Genomic DNA, 15136 nt, shown 5'->3' with positions numbered 1-15136 from the left:
AAAGCAGATTTTGTCTAATAATTGCTAAAATGGCATGCTCAAGGAGCTTACTGAAAATCCTCTCACATTGAGGTAACAGATTATGTGGAAGGCAATCATTTCTCTTTTAGTTATTGGCGCAATAGCTTTTATTCTTCACAAATAGGGGATTTTGCGTCATGAAGTAGTAAGGCTAAACTTCGTCCATAGAACAGGATGGAATTCACTCTCTCTTTCTTACAAAAGATTTCATGGTGTCGAATATTATTAATATACCTTCCCCAAAAACACTGAGATTACACTTCAATATGATGTCCTAGTAGAGGAAGGCAACGTTATACTAGAATTACGGGGATGAAAGGCGCCCTATTTACAAAAAACCTCAGACTAGACGGGCAAGGATCCTTTCTATTTACAACAGTTGAAACGTTTCTTTCTATTAGAGTAGAAGGACAACACGCTAGAAGGAAATGTGATATGAGGGTTTATCAAAGGCATATCCGTAGAGAATTAGATAAAGAGTTAACAAAAAACATTCATGAGGGGATGCTCACAACTCAAACCTGGAAAAGTTTAAAGCAAGTTTCCTTGTACATAAGGTAGTGTGAGCGAAGCCGCTTCAATTTCATGAGTAAAGTGTACTTTCCACCTTTTTACTCATACTCATTATGAGCTAAATAGAATTCCTTTAGCGTAGCTCCGCCCCTTTACCACAGAAAAAGGCTGTTCAAAAAGAAGGATAAAACATCGAACTTTTTGAACAACCTTTAAAGTTTAAGCATCTAGAGCAACATTATGATGCACTTGCTGAACATCTTCTAAGTCTTCTAACACATCAACCAATTTTTCAAACTGTGCCTGATCCTCCTCTGTCAAGGACACTTCATTTTGAGCGAGCATTGTTAATTCGGCAATCGAAAACTCTGTAATTCCCGCTTGTTCTAATGCCTCTTGCACAGCATGGAACTGATCTGGCTCCGCATATACAATCACAGTGTCTTCTTCTTCGATAATATCGCGTACATCTAATTCAGCTTCCATAAGGATTTCTAATACATCATCCGCTGTTTTCTCTTCAATACCAAAAACAGCTGTAGCCTCAAACATATAAGCAACAGAGCCACTCACTCCCATATTGCCACCATTTTTCCCAAAAGCCGCCCGCACTTCTGATGCCGTACGGTTCACATTGTTTGTCAAAGCATCGACGATCAACATTGAACCATTGGGACCAAAACCTTCATAGCGAAGTTCTGAGTAATTTTCATCTGCGCCACCTTTTGCTTTTTCAATGGCACGATCTATAATGGCTTTTGGCACATTATAAGTCTTCGCTCTTTCTAAAACGACTTTTAATGCTTGGTTTGCTTCAGGATCAGGTTCACCCTGTTTAGCTGCCACATAAATCTCACGACCAAATTTTGCATAAATCCGACTTGTGTTTTTATCCTTCAAGGCTTTTTTTTCTTTAATATTATTCCATTTACGTCCCATACGTAACACTCTCTTTCGAATTTGAATACTTAACTATAGTATTATAACGCTAGACTTTCCATTTTTCGAGTAGTAATATTTTGCAGGTAAATTAGGATTTATCGCGAATATAGAAATAAGCACATATACTTTCACTTTTTGGCTTTAAAGGAGGATTTCTTCTGTGTATAAAAAGATTATCTGGTCCTTAATTGGACTGATTGTTGTACTTGTAGGAGTGTTTATCATCCTTGTTATTATAGACCCTAAAGAATCTCCTGAAAAGGTAGCAGCGGTAAAAAAACAAACAGAAGCACAAACAGCAGAGACTACAGAGGTCACCGTTGAAGAGAATGATTCAACCGTTGACTCTTCCAATCCTTTTGGAAAAAAGACACCGTTAGAAGAATTAACAGAAGCAGACTATCAAAATTACATTCATAAGATGTCACACCAAAAAATAATTGCGGATGAAAAATGGGGATTTTATGAAATCACCCCAGAAAGAATTGACTGGTTATTACATGGTTTAAAACAAACTGATTTTAAAAGTGCTAGTCTTTACAAAGACATTTTAGAAAGATGGAAGGAAGGCGATTTTTCAAAAGTGGACAAAGACCATAATGCGATCTGGCAACTACAAGGTGGTACCATCGGGAAAGCTACAGGTATTTTAAGTCCTGAGGAGGAAGAGACTTTTCTTCAGGAAACAAAAGAACAGTAGGCGGCTTTACAGGGAATGGGGTAAAAATACTTGAATTCTTCAAGCAATTGAAAAATAGTGTAAAGTGAGACATCTCTTTTAATGCCGTAATTGAAATATGCCCCTTTTCGCGGGCGGCTAATGAGCCTCCTTGCGCTACGCACTGCGGATCTCATCGCGGCCTTTGCTATGGCTGCTGAAAACTAGATAATGAGGTAAAAACTTTATTGTTTTTTTATACAAAGCAGCCAGTATATACGAAGACCCCTACGGGAAGTAAGAGATCGGCAAGGCTCGGGAAGACGGAGCCTGAAGAGACTTGACACTCGTCCGGGAAAGCGAAGTATATGCTGGCTGCGATTAGACCTATAACGCTTTATAGATGTTGTTTGGACTTTTTAGCAGCCTCCTTTGCTCCCATAGGATGACTTATCACTTCATATTTTCTACACGATAATCCGAATACCCATTCTCCTAAAATCCCGCTTGGAAATATATTTCTTCTACCGCGGCAGACCTCGCCTCTATACAGAAAAGCATTGTGCCAGATAGGACTAAAACACAGGGAAAAATGCCGCAAGATAGCGAGTATTTATCCTATATTCCTTTGCTATAAGCATCTTCATCAAAATACTGCAATCCCGTAAGCGCAGAACTATACCGCAACCTAAACTTATTTTTCAAGAAAGAGGACCATATGTTGTTCATCAAGATAATAACCTTCTAATTTCATCGCCTTTTCCTCTATGGCAAACACGTTAAAACCAAGGGTGGAATAGAGCTCAATTGCCGCTCTATTTGTCGTGATAACGGTGAGATATAACTGTTCCACTCCATTTATATTTTTAGCTAGCTTGATTACTTCTATTAATAAGGATTTTCCAACACCTTGTTTTCGTTTAGCCGGTGTAACATACATGGCTACTATATTAGCTCGATGTCTTAGTTTATAATATTGTTCCCTTACCAAGGTGATAATGCCAACTAATGAATCCCCCTCAAATGCCCCTAGCGTGAAACTTGTATCAGAACGAAATCTACTTTTATATTTTTCTATAGGATTTCCTTTTTCCTCTGAATACGTGGTGGCAAATGAATCAGCATTATAACGTAAGGCTTCTAGTCTTATTTTAGAGTAATTTTCCGCATCTGCTGGAACTAATAAGCGGATTTTCGCCATACTTCCTTGCCCCCATTTATTATCATTTAAACTTTCATTCACCTACCAGCTTCCCATTTACTCCATAAATCTTTACTAATGGCCAGGTCTTCAACCAATTTTTTGAGGCAATTCGTTGAGCATAGATCACTTCTCTTCCACTATCTTTTATGTAGTACTTTGTGGGTCTAATTTCCATTTTCAATACATCTCTCACACCCCAAGGCGCTGTTAATACAACTTTCTCTTTTTCATCAAGTTTGACTCCTAAAGCTGTTACAGTTTCGGGGAATCTTTTTATTCCATCAACACTTGAAATATATGGAGTCATACCGCTTACCTCATGCATTCTTGCTTGATTTTTAACAGACCAAGGTAGATGAGGAGATAATATGGCAAGCCTTTTTTCAAACTCCTTTTCCGTTTGCTTATCCACCTCAGAGGGATCAAAGTAAACCACATCAATATCAGCAAGTGGGGTACGAACAGGATAGTTATGCAATTGATCCCATATTTTCGATCGAACAAATCCCGCGCAAATCCACCAATCAGGTAAATTTAATGTTTGGACGTCTTTTAAGATGCCCATCATCCATTCATCTTGTTGAATACAATTGATCACATCTTCTTTTGTTACTAGCATTTTAGCCTAATTCCTCCCTAATAAAAGTGGAATCTCCTTCAAATGCTCGACAACATATTCTGCTTCAGGCTCGTCAAAAAAAGTATCCTTTTTCCACATAGCTTTCATGCCAACAGCTTGCGCTCCTTTGATATCATTAATGGGATGATCTCCTACATAAATGCATTCACTTGGAGAAAGCCCCAATTGAAAGGCAACCTTTTGAAAAATTGCAGGATCTGGCTTGCTCAATCCCTCGTATTCAGATATAAGAATAGAGCTAAAATAGGACTCAATGTGGAGAGCCTGGATGTTTTGCATCTGAAATCTTCCTTTTCCGTTCGTAACCATTCCAAGCGAATATTGATTCTGCAATTGTTCAAGCATTGGAATTAAGTTCGGAAATGCTACACAATGTGTATGGAAGTGATCGATATAATCAGATAACAGTTCTTGCCAAGTTAACGCTTGAATCGATAATTCCTTAACCAGTTGTTGATAGACTTTGTCTTTCCATACGTAGCCATGATTATCGAGTTCTATGAATCTGGCTATATATTGTTCCTTTGGTATATGACTGACAGACTCAAATAAGCGTTCATATTGGCCTTGAACAAAACTTTCTACAGATGCTTGGCGATTCAATAATGTCCCATCCAAATCAAATATCACGGCTTTTAGCATTAAAAACTCCATCCTTTCATGATAGCTAAGCTACCCATTAAATAACACTCTATTCTGAAAATATTAACAGCACAAGATATAATTTGTTTTACTATAACGTCGCTACCGTTTCTTTTAAAAATTGCGTAAATAATTGCGACTCCTCTGTGTCTACTTGTGAAATAAGGTAAGTTTTAGAAATCGGCGGTTGAATATGAATAGGTGAAATCTCCATTAGCTCTTCTAATTCTAATTCAGCTTTTACCATGGAATACGGTAAATAGGATACACCAAGACCCTCCCTAATAAATCGCTTTGTTCCTTCTACTTGATGAACCGGCATAGTTTGGACATGGGGATAAAAGTTTTTAATTAACGGTAATAAATCATCCCAATAGTCTGGGTGATTATCCGTGATTATTCGATAAGTCTGTAAAACATCACTTTCATTCACATCCTTACTTTTTTCCATCATTGGACTCCCTACTAAGAGCACTCGCTCTTCATGAATCATCTCGCAACGTATGTTTGATTGAATCGGTTGAATTCTTGTTAAGCCTATATCCACTCTCCCCGAACTTACCTCTCCGCCAATATCATATGATTTCTGGACATGAATCATCACTTCTATTTCTGGATGCCTTTCCATAAATAGTCGCAATAAGGAGGGCAAAAAAGAGGAAGTAATTTGTGGTGCGGTTGCTATTACAAGCTTACGTTTATATCCTTGCTTCCATGATTCAAATTCACCCATCCCCTGCTCAAACGCCTTGATGATCTTCTGTGCAATCGGGAGAAATGCAAGTCCTGCGGCGGAAAGGGTCACTCCCTTTCTCTCCCTTGTAAATAAAGTTGTCTGAAGGTTTTTTTCTAATTGTCGAATATGTTTAGACACCGCTGGTTGGGTCAAATACAGTTCTTCTGATGCCTTCCTGAAGTTTCCATATTGGGCAGCAATCAAAAAGGTTTGAATCCATTTTATCTCCATAGTTCCACCCACTCCGATAACAGATCGTTATTAACTTCTGGTAAAAACGTTTATTTTCATTATAGAACTAAATCGATATAATTTCATTACACGAAGGAAAAGGAGGAAAAAACAGTTGAAGGACTCTTATGATATATGGAATTCTACTTTATATGACGAAAATCATTCATTTGTATCAAAATTTGGGGAAAGTATTATAGAATTACTAGCCCCAAAGGCTGGGGAAAGAATATTAGATTTAGGTTGTGGAACTGGAAATTTAGCTAGTCAAATTACTGCTTTAGGAGCTCAAGTTATTGGTGTAGATTATTCCCCTAACATGATTAAAGAAGCTATAAGGAAATATCCACATATACCGTTTAAAGTAGAAGACGCATGTGCACTTCCTTATAGGCATGAGTTCGATGCAGTTTTCTCTAATGCAGCTTTACACTGGATTAAAACTCCTGATGAAGTCCTGTCCTGTATATATAAAGCATTGGTTCCCGGCGGGCGCTTAATTGCAGAATTTGGCGGGAAAGGGAATGTTAAACAAATTGTTGATGCATTACTTCTTCAGTTTCAAAAGTATGGCATCGAGGAAGGTGCCAATCGAATTCCCTGGTATTTCCCTAGCATCGGAGAATACACTACTTTAATGGAGAAATTCGGCTTCCACGTAACTTTTGCTCAGTATTTTGAGCGTCCAACTCCTTTAGAAGGAAAAGATGGATTAAGAAACTGGCTAAACATGTTTGGTGATTCCTTTTTTCAAGGATTAACTAATAATGTAAAGGATCAGCTTATCATAGCTACAGAGGATCATTTGCAGGCAACAATGTTCCAAAACGGACATTGGCTAGCAGATTATAAAAGAATACGAGTGGTAGGAATTAAAAAATAGTCAGGGGGAGCTAGATTCGCTCCCCCTGTTTATCATCCTAAACGATAAGATTTACAGTTTATACCTTTGTTTTTTCTATAATTAGGTTTTTATATTCTCTCACGTCTTTTCCTATAGGCAAGCTGTATGAAAAATCCTATTCCTACAAGCATTACTCCTATTAATAAATATGTGTAATAATTAGTACCAGTGTTAGGTAATTCCCCCTCTAACTTAGCTTGGTTTTGGTCTTGAATCATTGGCTTTGCTTCATTTATTGTCTTTTCATCTACTTCTTCCTTCTTTACGTCTGAAGAACTAGAAAGGTTTTGGTCATCTGGTGTTTCAACTTTATCTTCAACTGACTCAGGCGATTTGCCCTGTCCTTGTTCCCCATTCCCAGACTCTTCCTCTGGATGAGGATCCTTATTTTGGTCTTCGATATTATCCTTGTTTTTATATAAATAAAAGTCATCGATTGTTCCCCACGCCCCTGCATTCGCAGCCACAGCAATTCCAATCGTAATATTGCCATCTTTAACAAGAATATCTGTAAGTTCGGGATTATTCCAATTCAACCAACCATCCACAGAGGAAGCCAATTTATACTCTCTTTCAGCTGTTCGAGCATATATAAAGATGTCTTGGTCAACCGCATCTCCACCTTGGAGAAATAAATTAAAATTATAATATCCAGGCGTTAAATCAGTAATTTCTTGCTCAATCTTGAATTGAACAGAGTGGTCAGAATAAAAATGGAGAGAATACTGTCCGGTCTTTGCATCTTCCATCTTATTTTGAAATTGAGTTTGTGGGGTTGTCTCCTCAATTCGCCACATACTTCTATCTTCGTCTTCAAAGCTCGGATTCATTACAAAGTTTTCCCTATTAATTTGTAGATGGGCCTTTACTTCCAAGTTTTCATTAGTAATTGTTCCCGCAATGATATAACTGCCTACACCATTCTTGACTGCCCCTTCGAGATCAGACATGTTCCAAGTAACAGGCACCTCTTCCGTATTCCCATCGTTATATACCACCTGTACCGTCTCCGGCAAGATTACGCTTTCACCTAGTGTTATACTGAACGTTGGTGTTTTCACTTCATCTATAGTACGAGTTGCGATAGCACCTGTTTTTACATACTTAAATACATTTAGCGAAGCAAGTGCTTTTCCAGCAAAATCAAATAATGCTTGGTTGTCTACGGCACTACCACCATACCATTTTCCAGCATCTTCTGGATCATACTCTTTTGCGTAGCTACTAGCCCAACCAGAACCATGTTTCTCCCAAAGCTCCTTATTCTTTTCCAGTTCACTAGCTGGTCCAACTGGTAGCCATGCTGGCTCCCAGTAGAAAACACCAATGCCAGCCTCTCCTACCTTGGCAACTGCATCAATTACATCCCTTATAGCATTCGCTTGCCCTTGAACTGTAATTGGGTAATTTAAAACTTGCCCTGAATCCTGTGGGGCTGTATTCTCATGTCCATCACCATCTTCATCTGTATATGTATACGAAGTCTCTGCTACCATTACTTTTTTTCCGTATGTATCTGCCACATGTTGCAATTCTGAAGTAAGGTTTTCTAATGTGCCATGCCAAAACGGATAGTAAGAACTAGCAAAAACATCATAATCAACATCATTTACAGCTAATGTTTTTACGATGGTCTCATATCTTCCAGCAGTTTCCGGATTTGTAAAATGTAGAGCCACTAGTATGTTCGGATCTACATCGCGAACAGCCTGACTTCCTTGATTGAATAATTGACTCATTTTCTCCCAATCAGATTCCCCAACAAAACTTTCCGTTGTCTCGTTCCCTACTTGGACCATACCGATATCAACCCCGGAATCTAACATCATTTGCAAACTAGACTTCGTGTAATCATACATAGCAATTTTTTTATCTTCAAAACTCATTTTCTCCCAAGCTTTTGGAACCTGTTGTTTGGCTGGATCAGCCCAGAAATCAGAGTAATGAAAGTCAACTAATACTTTCATCCCGTTAGCTGTAGCCCTTTTCCCAATCTCAATCGCCTTCTTAAGATCATTGTTTCCCCCACCGTAGCCATTTCTCTGAACATCATAAGGATCATTCCACACACGGACACGAACATAATTAATATCCGCATCAGCTAAAATCGTAAACAGATCATCTTCCTCACCAGATTCTCGATAAAAACGGACATTACTTTCCTCTAAAACTATAATACTGGAAATATCAACCCCTTTAATAAAATCGTCATTCAAACCATCTACCTTCTGCACAAAAATATCCGCCTCGATTGGTTGCTCCTCCTCTGCATTTAATCTTTCCAATGTGAAATTATCTAAATATCCCCAAGCACCCGCTTCCCCCTGAACAAGTGCCCCAATTGCAAATCGGCTTGTCTCACTATCTAATTCAAAATTCATTGTAATCGTTTCCCAATTATTATAGCCTGACGTTTTTATAGCCTCAGCTATCTGATCACCTGCAATAAGACTTACATAGCTTTGTTCAGTATCTGAACTACCCATAATATGTGCAGATAAGCGATATTTCCCAGCTGGCAATGAAGGGAGTGTTTGACTAATAGTAACACTTTCTTCCCTTATATTTTCTTCCTCCATCCAATATTTCAACGCATAATTTCCTTCATTCGCTTCAATCCATTCATCATCTTTATAGGCGAAGTGTTGAATATCTATATTCTCCTTATTGTTCACTTTCCAATTACCATCTTCCCAGATATCTACCTCAAATCCCCCATTTTTTATCATGTTAGACTCCGTCTCAGCCTCCACTTTACTAAAGTTTGGGAAAAATAATATCAAAAAAATTCCAAAAACCCAAATCCCTTTTCCAAAAATAGCTTTAACCTTTTCCATGACTTTCTCCTTTCCCCAAAATTTTATACTAAAATCCTTGTATGCGTTGTCATTTTATTTCATTTAATGCTCTCTAACATTTACCATTTAACCTTAACCTTTTTTAGAAAAACATCCATTCCATAGGTGTGCTTGGATGGAATGGATGTTAAATTGCTTATTTCAATTAACTATTTCTTGGAGCTTTAATTACTCTTACTTCGTATTTATTTAGGATAAGCTCTCCCTCTAGTTCATCTCCAGATAATAAATCCGTTCCCTTAGAAGGTAGAGTAATAGTTTGTCTTTCTTCTGTGAAGTTCATAATAAAAGCATAATCATGCTCCTTATCCTGTCTAGTCTGTACAGAAACCCCTTTTCCATGCTTCACTGAAAAAGCAGGCTGGAGGGAAAGATCTTCAATTAGGCGACTATAGAAATCAAAATGGAATTCAGCATCTAATCTTGCACCAATATAATATGTCTTTCCTTTTTCATAACTATGGCTTGTAATCGCCGGAGTATTAGCATAAAAGTCTTCTTTATAAATCCCTTCCGAATTGGCTGTGTTCAGCTCCAAGACCGTCGCATAGTCCTTCAACAGATAATGCTTACCTTGGTAAGTCACATAATTTTTATCTTTCGGATAAAGCGTATCAGTTTCGACTGGCTGCATTCCAAAGATATCCTGTAAATCTTGTGGCCACCCACTTGTATAGGTCAAATCATGCTCATTCACAATTCCACTAATATAGGTCATCACGAGCGTACCACCATTAGCTACAAATGTCTTCAAGCGAGCAAGCGTCTCTTTGCTGGCTAGATAAAGCATCGGTGCTACGATTAATTGATAGGATGAGAAATCCTGTTCTTTTGTAATTACATCAACAGGAATATCTTTTTCCCAGAATGTCCGATAATGTTGTTGCAATGTTTGCGGATATCGCTTCGTTTCCAAGCCATACCCTTGTGCATCATTTAACGCCCAATTATTATCCCAATCATATAAGATTCCAACTTTTGCCGGTCTGTTCGTTCCTGTCACTTCAGTCAGTTTTTCTAAAGACTGACCTACTTTTGCAACTTCTTTAAATACGCGGTTTTCAGTACTATTATCATGGTCTACAATGGCCCCATGAAATTTCTCTGAAGATCCCCGGGATTTTCGCCATTGGAAATACATCACGCTATCTGAACCGTGCGCAACCATCTGCATTGAAGATAGTAAATGCATTCCTGGACGCTTCGCTTTATTCACTTTGTGCCAATTTACTGCACTTGGTGTAGATTCTAATAATAAAAATGGCTGCTGCTTTAAACTACGATACAAATCATCGATAAACCCAACTTTCATTGCCAAATCTGCCGTTTCCTCCCAATCATTATGCCAAGCAGGATAAGCATCCCATGTTAAAACATCAACATGTTTAGCAAATTTACTATAATCTAAACCTTGAAACGGGATTAAGTCATCTGTATCAGCCATAAAGTTAGTTGTTACTGGAATATTAGGTGTAATTTCGCGTAATGGGACAATTTCATTTTCATAAAATGAAATTGTTTGGTCCGTAACAAAGCGGCGCCAATCCAGATTTAGACCATGTACTGCATTTTCTCCAATTGGGGATGGGGATTCGATTTGCGACCAATCATTAAATGAATGACTCCAGAATGGTCCCCACCATGCTTCGTTTAGCGAGTTTAAATCATGATTGTATTGCTCTTTAAGCCAATTACGGAAAGCATTTTGGCAATGGTCGCAATGACACTCTCCACCGTATTCGTTAGAAACATGCCACATAAAAAGGGCAGGATGGTTACCATATCTTTCTGCTAAAATCCGGTTCATTTTTTGCGTTTTTTCCCGGTACACTTCCGAAGTGAAACAATGATTATGACGTCCACCATGTAATTGCTTCATTCGATTTTTATCAACTCGTAGAACCTCAGGGTATTTTTGTGATAACCAGGCAGGACGAGCGCCACTTGGTGTTGCTAAGGCAATTTTTCCACCATTTTTATGAATGCGGTCAAACACTTGATCCAACCACTCAAACTCATAGCGTCCTTCTTCTGGTTCAAGCGAGCTCCACGAAAACATCCCAATAGAATAGGCATTTGTATGTGCTAATTTCATTAGGCGAATATCATCTTCTAAAATTTCTGGTCTATTTAACCATTGGTCTGGGTTATAATCCCCCCCATGAAGCATATATTTTGCTTCTGTAACATAGGTTCTATCTAGTTTAGTCATGTTTATTCTCCTTTAACAATTCATTTCTTAGTAATAAACCCCTGCCTAGCCCTTTGTTCCACCTGCTGTCAAACCATTGACAAAATTCTTCTGTAATAAGACAAAGAGAAGAGCAATTGGAATACTAATCAAAATTGCACCTGCAGCAAACGTTGTATAGCTTGCCCCCATTACATCATTAACTAAATTATATAATCCGATAGGAAGAGTATAAGATTCAGGTGTTCTTAAAATCGTTGACGATAATACAAAATCTCCCAATGGTCCTGTAAAACCATTCATCGCCACAACAGCAAGCATTGGCTTCGACAAAGGCAGAATAATTTGGAAGAAGATTCGTGTATTACTTGCCCCATCAATTTTTGCGCTTTCATCTAAATCTATTGGAATGGTATCCATGTACCCCTTTAATAAGTAGGTATTCATAGGGATTTGCCCACCGATATATAAGAAGATTAATAGCCAATGACTGTTCATCATTCCTAATAATTGAGCTAGTACAAATAAAGCAACCAATGCAGAAAATTGTGGGATCATTTGTAAGAGCAAAAATAATGTAAGGCCGTTTTTGCGCCCCTTAAAGCGAAAGCGCGAAAAAGCATAACCTGTAAACGCGACACTAATCAATGTACCAATCATCGTAAAAATACTTATCTTTATCGAGTTTTTAAACCATTGAACATACTGCAAGCTCTGTTTTCCAGCAAATAATTCTCGATAATGATCTAATGTCGGATTTTTAGGAATCATTGATGTACTTACTAAACTATTCCCTGGGTTAAAACTAGCTCCCACTGTCCATAAGAGGGGGTAGATAATGATGACCATCATAAAACCCAAGATTAAATAAGAGAAAAAAAGTCGAAAGAATTTACTTCTTTTTACACTTACCATCTGTTAAGCCCCCTCTTTAAATGAATTCGTGCGTCTAAATTGCCATAATGCTATCAAAATAACAAAAGTTGATAGTAAGATAGTCAACGCAGCCGCAAGAGAATATTGGCTTGACTTCATGGTTAATTTATAAATCCAAGAGACTAAAATATCTGTTCCACCAGCTGTCGAGCCCGGTGTAGCCGGCCCTCCACCATTGAAGAGATATATAATATTAAAATTATTAAAGTTGAATGTGTATTGCGTAATCACAATTGGCGCGATCGATGTTAACACTAATGGCATCGTAATCTTTTTGAATTTCGCAAAGGCCGAAGCCCCGTCGATCGTTGCTGCCTCATATAGATCTTGCGGAATCGATTGCAAGACACCTGTTGTCACAATAAAAATATAAGGAAATGCCAACCAGCCTTGCATAAAGATCAAAGCTACTTTTGACCAAGTTGCATTCGTCATCCATGGAATCGCATCAATGCCTAACGCTGCTAAAATATCATTATTAATCGCACCGAAACTATCATTAAATAACCCGGCAAAGATTAAAATTGTCACAAAGCCAGGGACTGCCCACGGCAAAATCAATACTGTGCGAATAAACTTTTTAAATCTTAAATCTTTTTGATTGACAATAACAGCCAAAATGATTCCTAAACTCACTTGCAAAGTAGAGGCAACCACAGTCCAGATAATCGTCCATCCTAATACATCAAAAAAAGTGGAGCGCCATATATCTACTGTAAATATCTTTGCAAATGTTTCAAATCCAACCCAATCGACTAATTGTGCTGGCGGAGAATGATATAAATCATAGTTTGTAAAAGCTAATAAAAAGCTAAATAAAATTGGAAAGATAACAGCAAAGATTAGGATGAATAATGAGGGACCCGTAATCAGATAAGGATAACCTTGAGTCACTAAATTATGATACTGTTCCTTTAACGATCCTAATGGTGTTTTCTCGTCTCGTAATTTTCCATTTTTATAGGCATCTCGTAAATTCAAGTAATAGATACCTAATCCAAAGCATGTGACAATGACAGCTATAATCCCCTCGGCTAGTAAGAAAATTGAATTATCACGCGGGAGCTTCTCACCTAAAGTAAATAACCCCCAAAATCCCATATTTAACAGATCTTTAAAAGCCCAAAAAAAGGAAAATGTGACGATTAGATACAGAAGGCCTTTTACCCATTGCCGATTGTAAAACTGACCTAATCCCGGAATTATAGACAAAAACAACGCTTTTTGTCGATGTGGCACTTCTTCCACCCCTTTTTTATTCATTACATAGGCTTATTGCAAACAGGTGCCAAGCCAACACTTGGCACCCATAACAATGAAGTCGTAAGGTTATTGTCCACCATGATTGGCTTCAATTTGTCCTTTGATTGTTTGAACAGCTTGATCCAATGCTTCCTTAGGCGTTGCTTTACCTGTTGCAATTGTTTGTAATGCAGCATCAACTGGTGTCCAAACTTCGTTCATCTCTGGAATATTTGGTGTTAACTCTGAATACTGAGATTGCTCTGCTACAGCCGCCGCTGCTTCACTTTCTGTTACTACCGGATCATCGGCTAATGCCTTCACTGCAGGTACTTCTTTTGTTACTTCATATCTAGTTCTAGAATTCTCTTCGTTTGTTAGAAATTCTACAAATTTCTCTGCTAGTTCTTGGTTCTTAGAAAAAGAGCTTACATTATAACTTTTAACCCCAACAAATGCGCTCATATTCTCTCCATTTGGAAGTTTAGGTAGAGCTTTTACTCCATAATCAATTCCGGCTTTCGCGAATGGCTCAAGATTCCAAGGTCCTGAAATAACAGCTGCCGCTTTCCCCTCTGAAAATAGCGAATCTAATACATTGATTCCTTGCTCTCCAATAATTCCTGTAGGAAAGAGCTCATCATTATAAAACTTTTGCATATATTCAGCTGCTTCAATTGCCCCATCATTATTTAAACCGATATCTGTAGGATCATATGCCCCATTATCATCACGGCCAAAGATATATCCACCATAACCACCCATTACACTTTGTGCATAATAGATTTGGTCCCATAAAGCTAATAATCCAAAGTTCTCTCCATCTGTTAATTCTTTTGAAAGTTCATACCATTCGTCTAATGTTTCTGGTAACTTCTCTTCTGAAACAAGTTCTTTATTATAATAAAGTACGGTTGTTTCCACTGCCTTTGGTAAACCATATAATTTTCCGTCTACCATTTGAGATAATAATGCTTCATCTGTATAAATAGATTGAATATCATCTCCAATATTCAAGTCCTTCAATAATCCTTCTGTTACAGCCGTTCCCATTTGGTCCCCAGCCATTGTCAATACATCTGGTCCAGTACCTGCTGGTCCATCCAATCGTAAATCTTCAATCTGTTTAGCATAGGCTTTTTCGACAACTTTGATCTTAACGTCATTTTCTTCTTCAAATTTCGCTATTGCGTCTTCAATCCCATCAGCTTTATCCTGATCTTCCCACACTAATAAGTCATACTCTTTATTTGAATCTTTTGACCCAGATGCTTTCTCTTCCCCATCATCTTGTGGACCACAGCCTACTAATACCAAACTTAAAGCTAGTCCAACTAAAAGATAGAGGTATTTTTTATACCCTTTCATTTATCAACACATCCTATTAAAATATTTTTACCTAAAATAGGCGGAAACGT

Annotated in this window: 12 protein-coding genes; 2 read left to right on the top strand and 10 right to left on the bottom strand. The window is 37.9% G+C overall.

Annotation, left to right across the window (positions count from 1 at the left end; all coding sequences use genetic code 11):
- Window positions 1-753: 753 nt before the first annotated feature.
- Window positions 754-1473, bottom strand: coding sequence for a YebC/PmpR family DNA-binding transcriptional regulator (locus J2Z23_RS07005; protein WP_057984442.1), 720 nt, complete (start codon window positions 1471-1473; stop codon window positions 754-756).
- Between the two features lie 163 nt (window positions 1474-1636).
- On the opposite strand from J2Z23_RS07005, the gene J2Z23_RS22705 reads away from it, so the two are divergent.
- The gene (locus J2Z23_RS22705) at window positions 1637-2176 is read left to right on the top strand and encodes a DUF6241 domain-containing protein (RefSeq protein ID WP_057984440.1); all 540 of its coding nucleotides are present in this window, start codon (window positions 1637-1639) and stop codon (window positions 2174-2176) included.
- A 652-nt stretch (window positions 2177-2828) separates the two neighbouring features.
- Here the strand turns inward: J2Z23_RS22705 and J2Z23_RS06995 are convergent.
- The 4 genes from J2Z23_RS06995 to J2Z23_RS06980 all read right to left on the bottom strand — a co-directional run bounded on the left by J2Z23_RS06995 (window position 2829) and on the right by J2Z23_RS06980 (window position 5587).
- Window positions 2829-3377 carry a GNAT family N-acetyltransferase gene (locus J2Z23_RS06995; protein WP_238456163.1) on the bottom strand — a complete coding sequence of 183 codons (549 nt, stop codon included), beginning with the start codon at window positions 3375-3377 and terminating at the stop codon, window positions 2829-2831.
- Complete coding sequence (locus tag J2Z23_RS06990) at window positions 3370-3957, bottom strand: nucleotidyltransferase family protein (protein ID WP_057984438.1); 588 nt, start codon at window positions 3955-3957, stop codon at window positions 3370-3372. The genes J2Z23_RS06995 and J2Z23_RS06990 overlap by 8 nt, the downstream gene beginning before the upstream one ends.
- A gap of 6 nt (window positions 3958-3963) precedes the next feature.
- Entirely contained in the window at window positions 3964-4620 is a 657-nt protein-coding gene (locus tag J2Z23_RS06985; protein ID WP_064468364.1) for an HAD family hydrolase, read from the bottom strand.
- A gap of 91 nt (window positions 4621-4711) precedes the next feature.
- On the bottom strand, window positions 4712-5587 hold the full coding sequence (locus J2Z23_RS06980) for a LysR family transcriptional regulator (RefSeq protein WP_057994388.1): 876 nt from the start codon (window positions 5585-5587) through the stop codon (window positions 4712-4714).
- 115 nt (window positions 5588-5702) lie between these two features.
- On the opposite strand from J2Z23_RS06980, the gene J2Z23_RS06975 reads away from it, so the two are divergent.
- Window positions 5703-6470 carry a class I SAM-dependent methyltransferase gene (locus tag J2Z23_RS06975; protein WP_057984434.1) on the top strand — a complete coding sequence of 256 codons (768 nt, stop codon included), beginning with the start codon at window positions 5703-5705 and terminating at the stop codon, window positions 6468-6470.
- 89 nt (window positions 6471-6559) lie between these two features.
- On the opposite strand, the gene J2Z23_RS22560 is transcribed toward J2Z23_RS06975, so the two are convergent.
- The 5 genes from J2Z23_RS22560 to J2Z23_RS06950 form a co-directional block, all read right to left on the bottom strand.
- Window positions 6560-9328: a glycosyl hydrolase 53 family protein gene (locus tag J2Z23_RS22560; protein WP_274387259.1), complete on the bottom strand. Its 2769-nt coding sequence runs from the start codon at window positions 9326-9328 to the stop codon at window positions 6560-6562.
- 166 nt (window positions 9329-9494) lie between these two features.
- Window positions 9495-11561 carry a beta-galactosidase gene (locus J2Z23_RS06965; protein WP_209973554.1) on the bottom strand — a complete coding sequence of 689 codons (2067 nt, stop codon included), beginning with the start codon at window positions 11559-11561 and terminating at the stop codon, window positions 9495-9497.
- A 45-nt stretch (window positions 11562-11606) separates the two neighbouring features.
- Window positions 11607-12455, bottom strand: coding sequence for a galactooligosaccharide ABC transporter permease GanQ (locus J2Z23_RS06960; protein ID WP_057984430.1), 849 nt, complete (start codon window positions 12453-12455; stop codon window positions 11607-11609).
- A gap of 3 nt (window positions 12456-12458) precedes the next feature.
- Window positions 12459-13715, bottom strand: coding sequence for a galactooligosaccharide ABC transporter permease GanP (locus J2Z23_RS06955; RefSeq protein ID WP_064468359.1), 1257 nt, complete (start codon window positions 13713-13715; stop codon window positions 12459-12461).
- 90 nt (window positions 13716-13805) lie between these two features.
- Window positions 13806-15086, bottom strand: coding sequence for a galactooligosaccharide ABC transporter substrate-binding protein GanS (locus J2Z23_RS06950; RefSeq protein ID WP_057984426.1), 1281 nt, complete (start codon window positions 15084-15086; stop codon window positions 13806-13808).
- Window positions 15087-15136: the final 50 nt, after the last annotated feature.

This window comes from Lederbergia galactosidilytica (assembly GCF_017873565.1).
In the GTDB taxonomy this organism is placed as follows: Bacteria; Bacillota; Bacilli; order Bacillales; family Bacillaceae_C; genus Lederbergia; species Lederbergia galactosidilytica.
The sequence above is the reverse complement of the archived record's forward strand: the minus strand, read 5'-3'. Positions and strand labels throughout refer to the sequence as shown.

What these genes read in the sequence shown, in the direction of transcription:
- J2Z23_RS07005 (WP_057984442.1), bottom strand. Translation starts at nt 1,473, where the DNA reads ATGGGACGTAAATGGAATAATATTAAAGAAAAAAAAGCCTTGAAGGAT.
- J2Z23_RS06990 (WP_057984438.1), bottom strand. Translation starts at nt 3,957, where the DNA reads ATGCTAGTAACAAAAGAAGATGTGATCAATTGTATTCAACAAGATGAA.
- J2Z23_RS06985 (WP_064468364.1), bottom strand. Translation starts at nt 4,620, where the DNA reads ATGCTAAAAGCCGTGATATTTGATTTGGATGGGACATTATTGAATCGC.
- J2Z23_RS06980 (WP_057994388.1), bottom strand. Translation starts at nt 5,587, where the DNA reads ATGGAGATAAAATGGATTCAAACCTTTTTGATTGCTGCCCAATATGGA.
- J2Z23_RS22560 (WP_274387259.1), bottom strand. Translation starts at nt 9,328, where the DNA reads ATGGAAAAGGTTAAAGCTATTTTTGGAAAAGGGATTTGGGTTTTTGGA.
- J2Z23_RS06965 (WP_209973554.1), bottom strand. Translation starts at nt 11,561, where the DNA reads ATGACTAAACTAGATAGAACCTATGTTACAGAAGCAAAATATATGCTT.
- J2Z23_RS06960 (WP_057984430.1), bottom strand. Translation starts at nt 12,455, where the DNA reads ATGGTAAGTGTAAAAAGAAGTAAATTCTTTCGACTTTTTTTCTCTTAT.
- J2Z23_RS06950 (WP_057984426.1), bottom strand. Translation starts at nt 15,086, where the DNA reads ATGAAAGGGTATAAAAAATACCTCTATCTTTTAGTTGGACTAGCTTTA.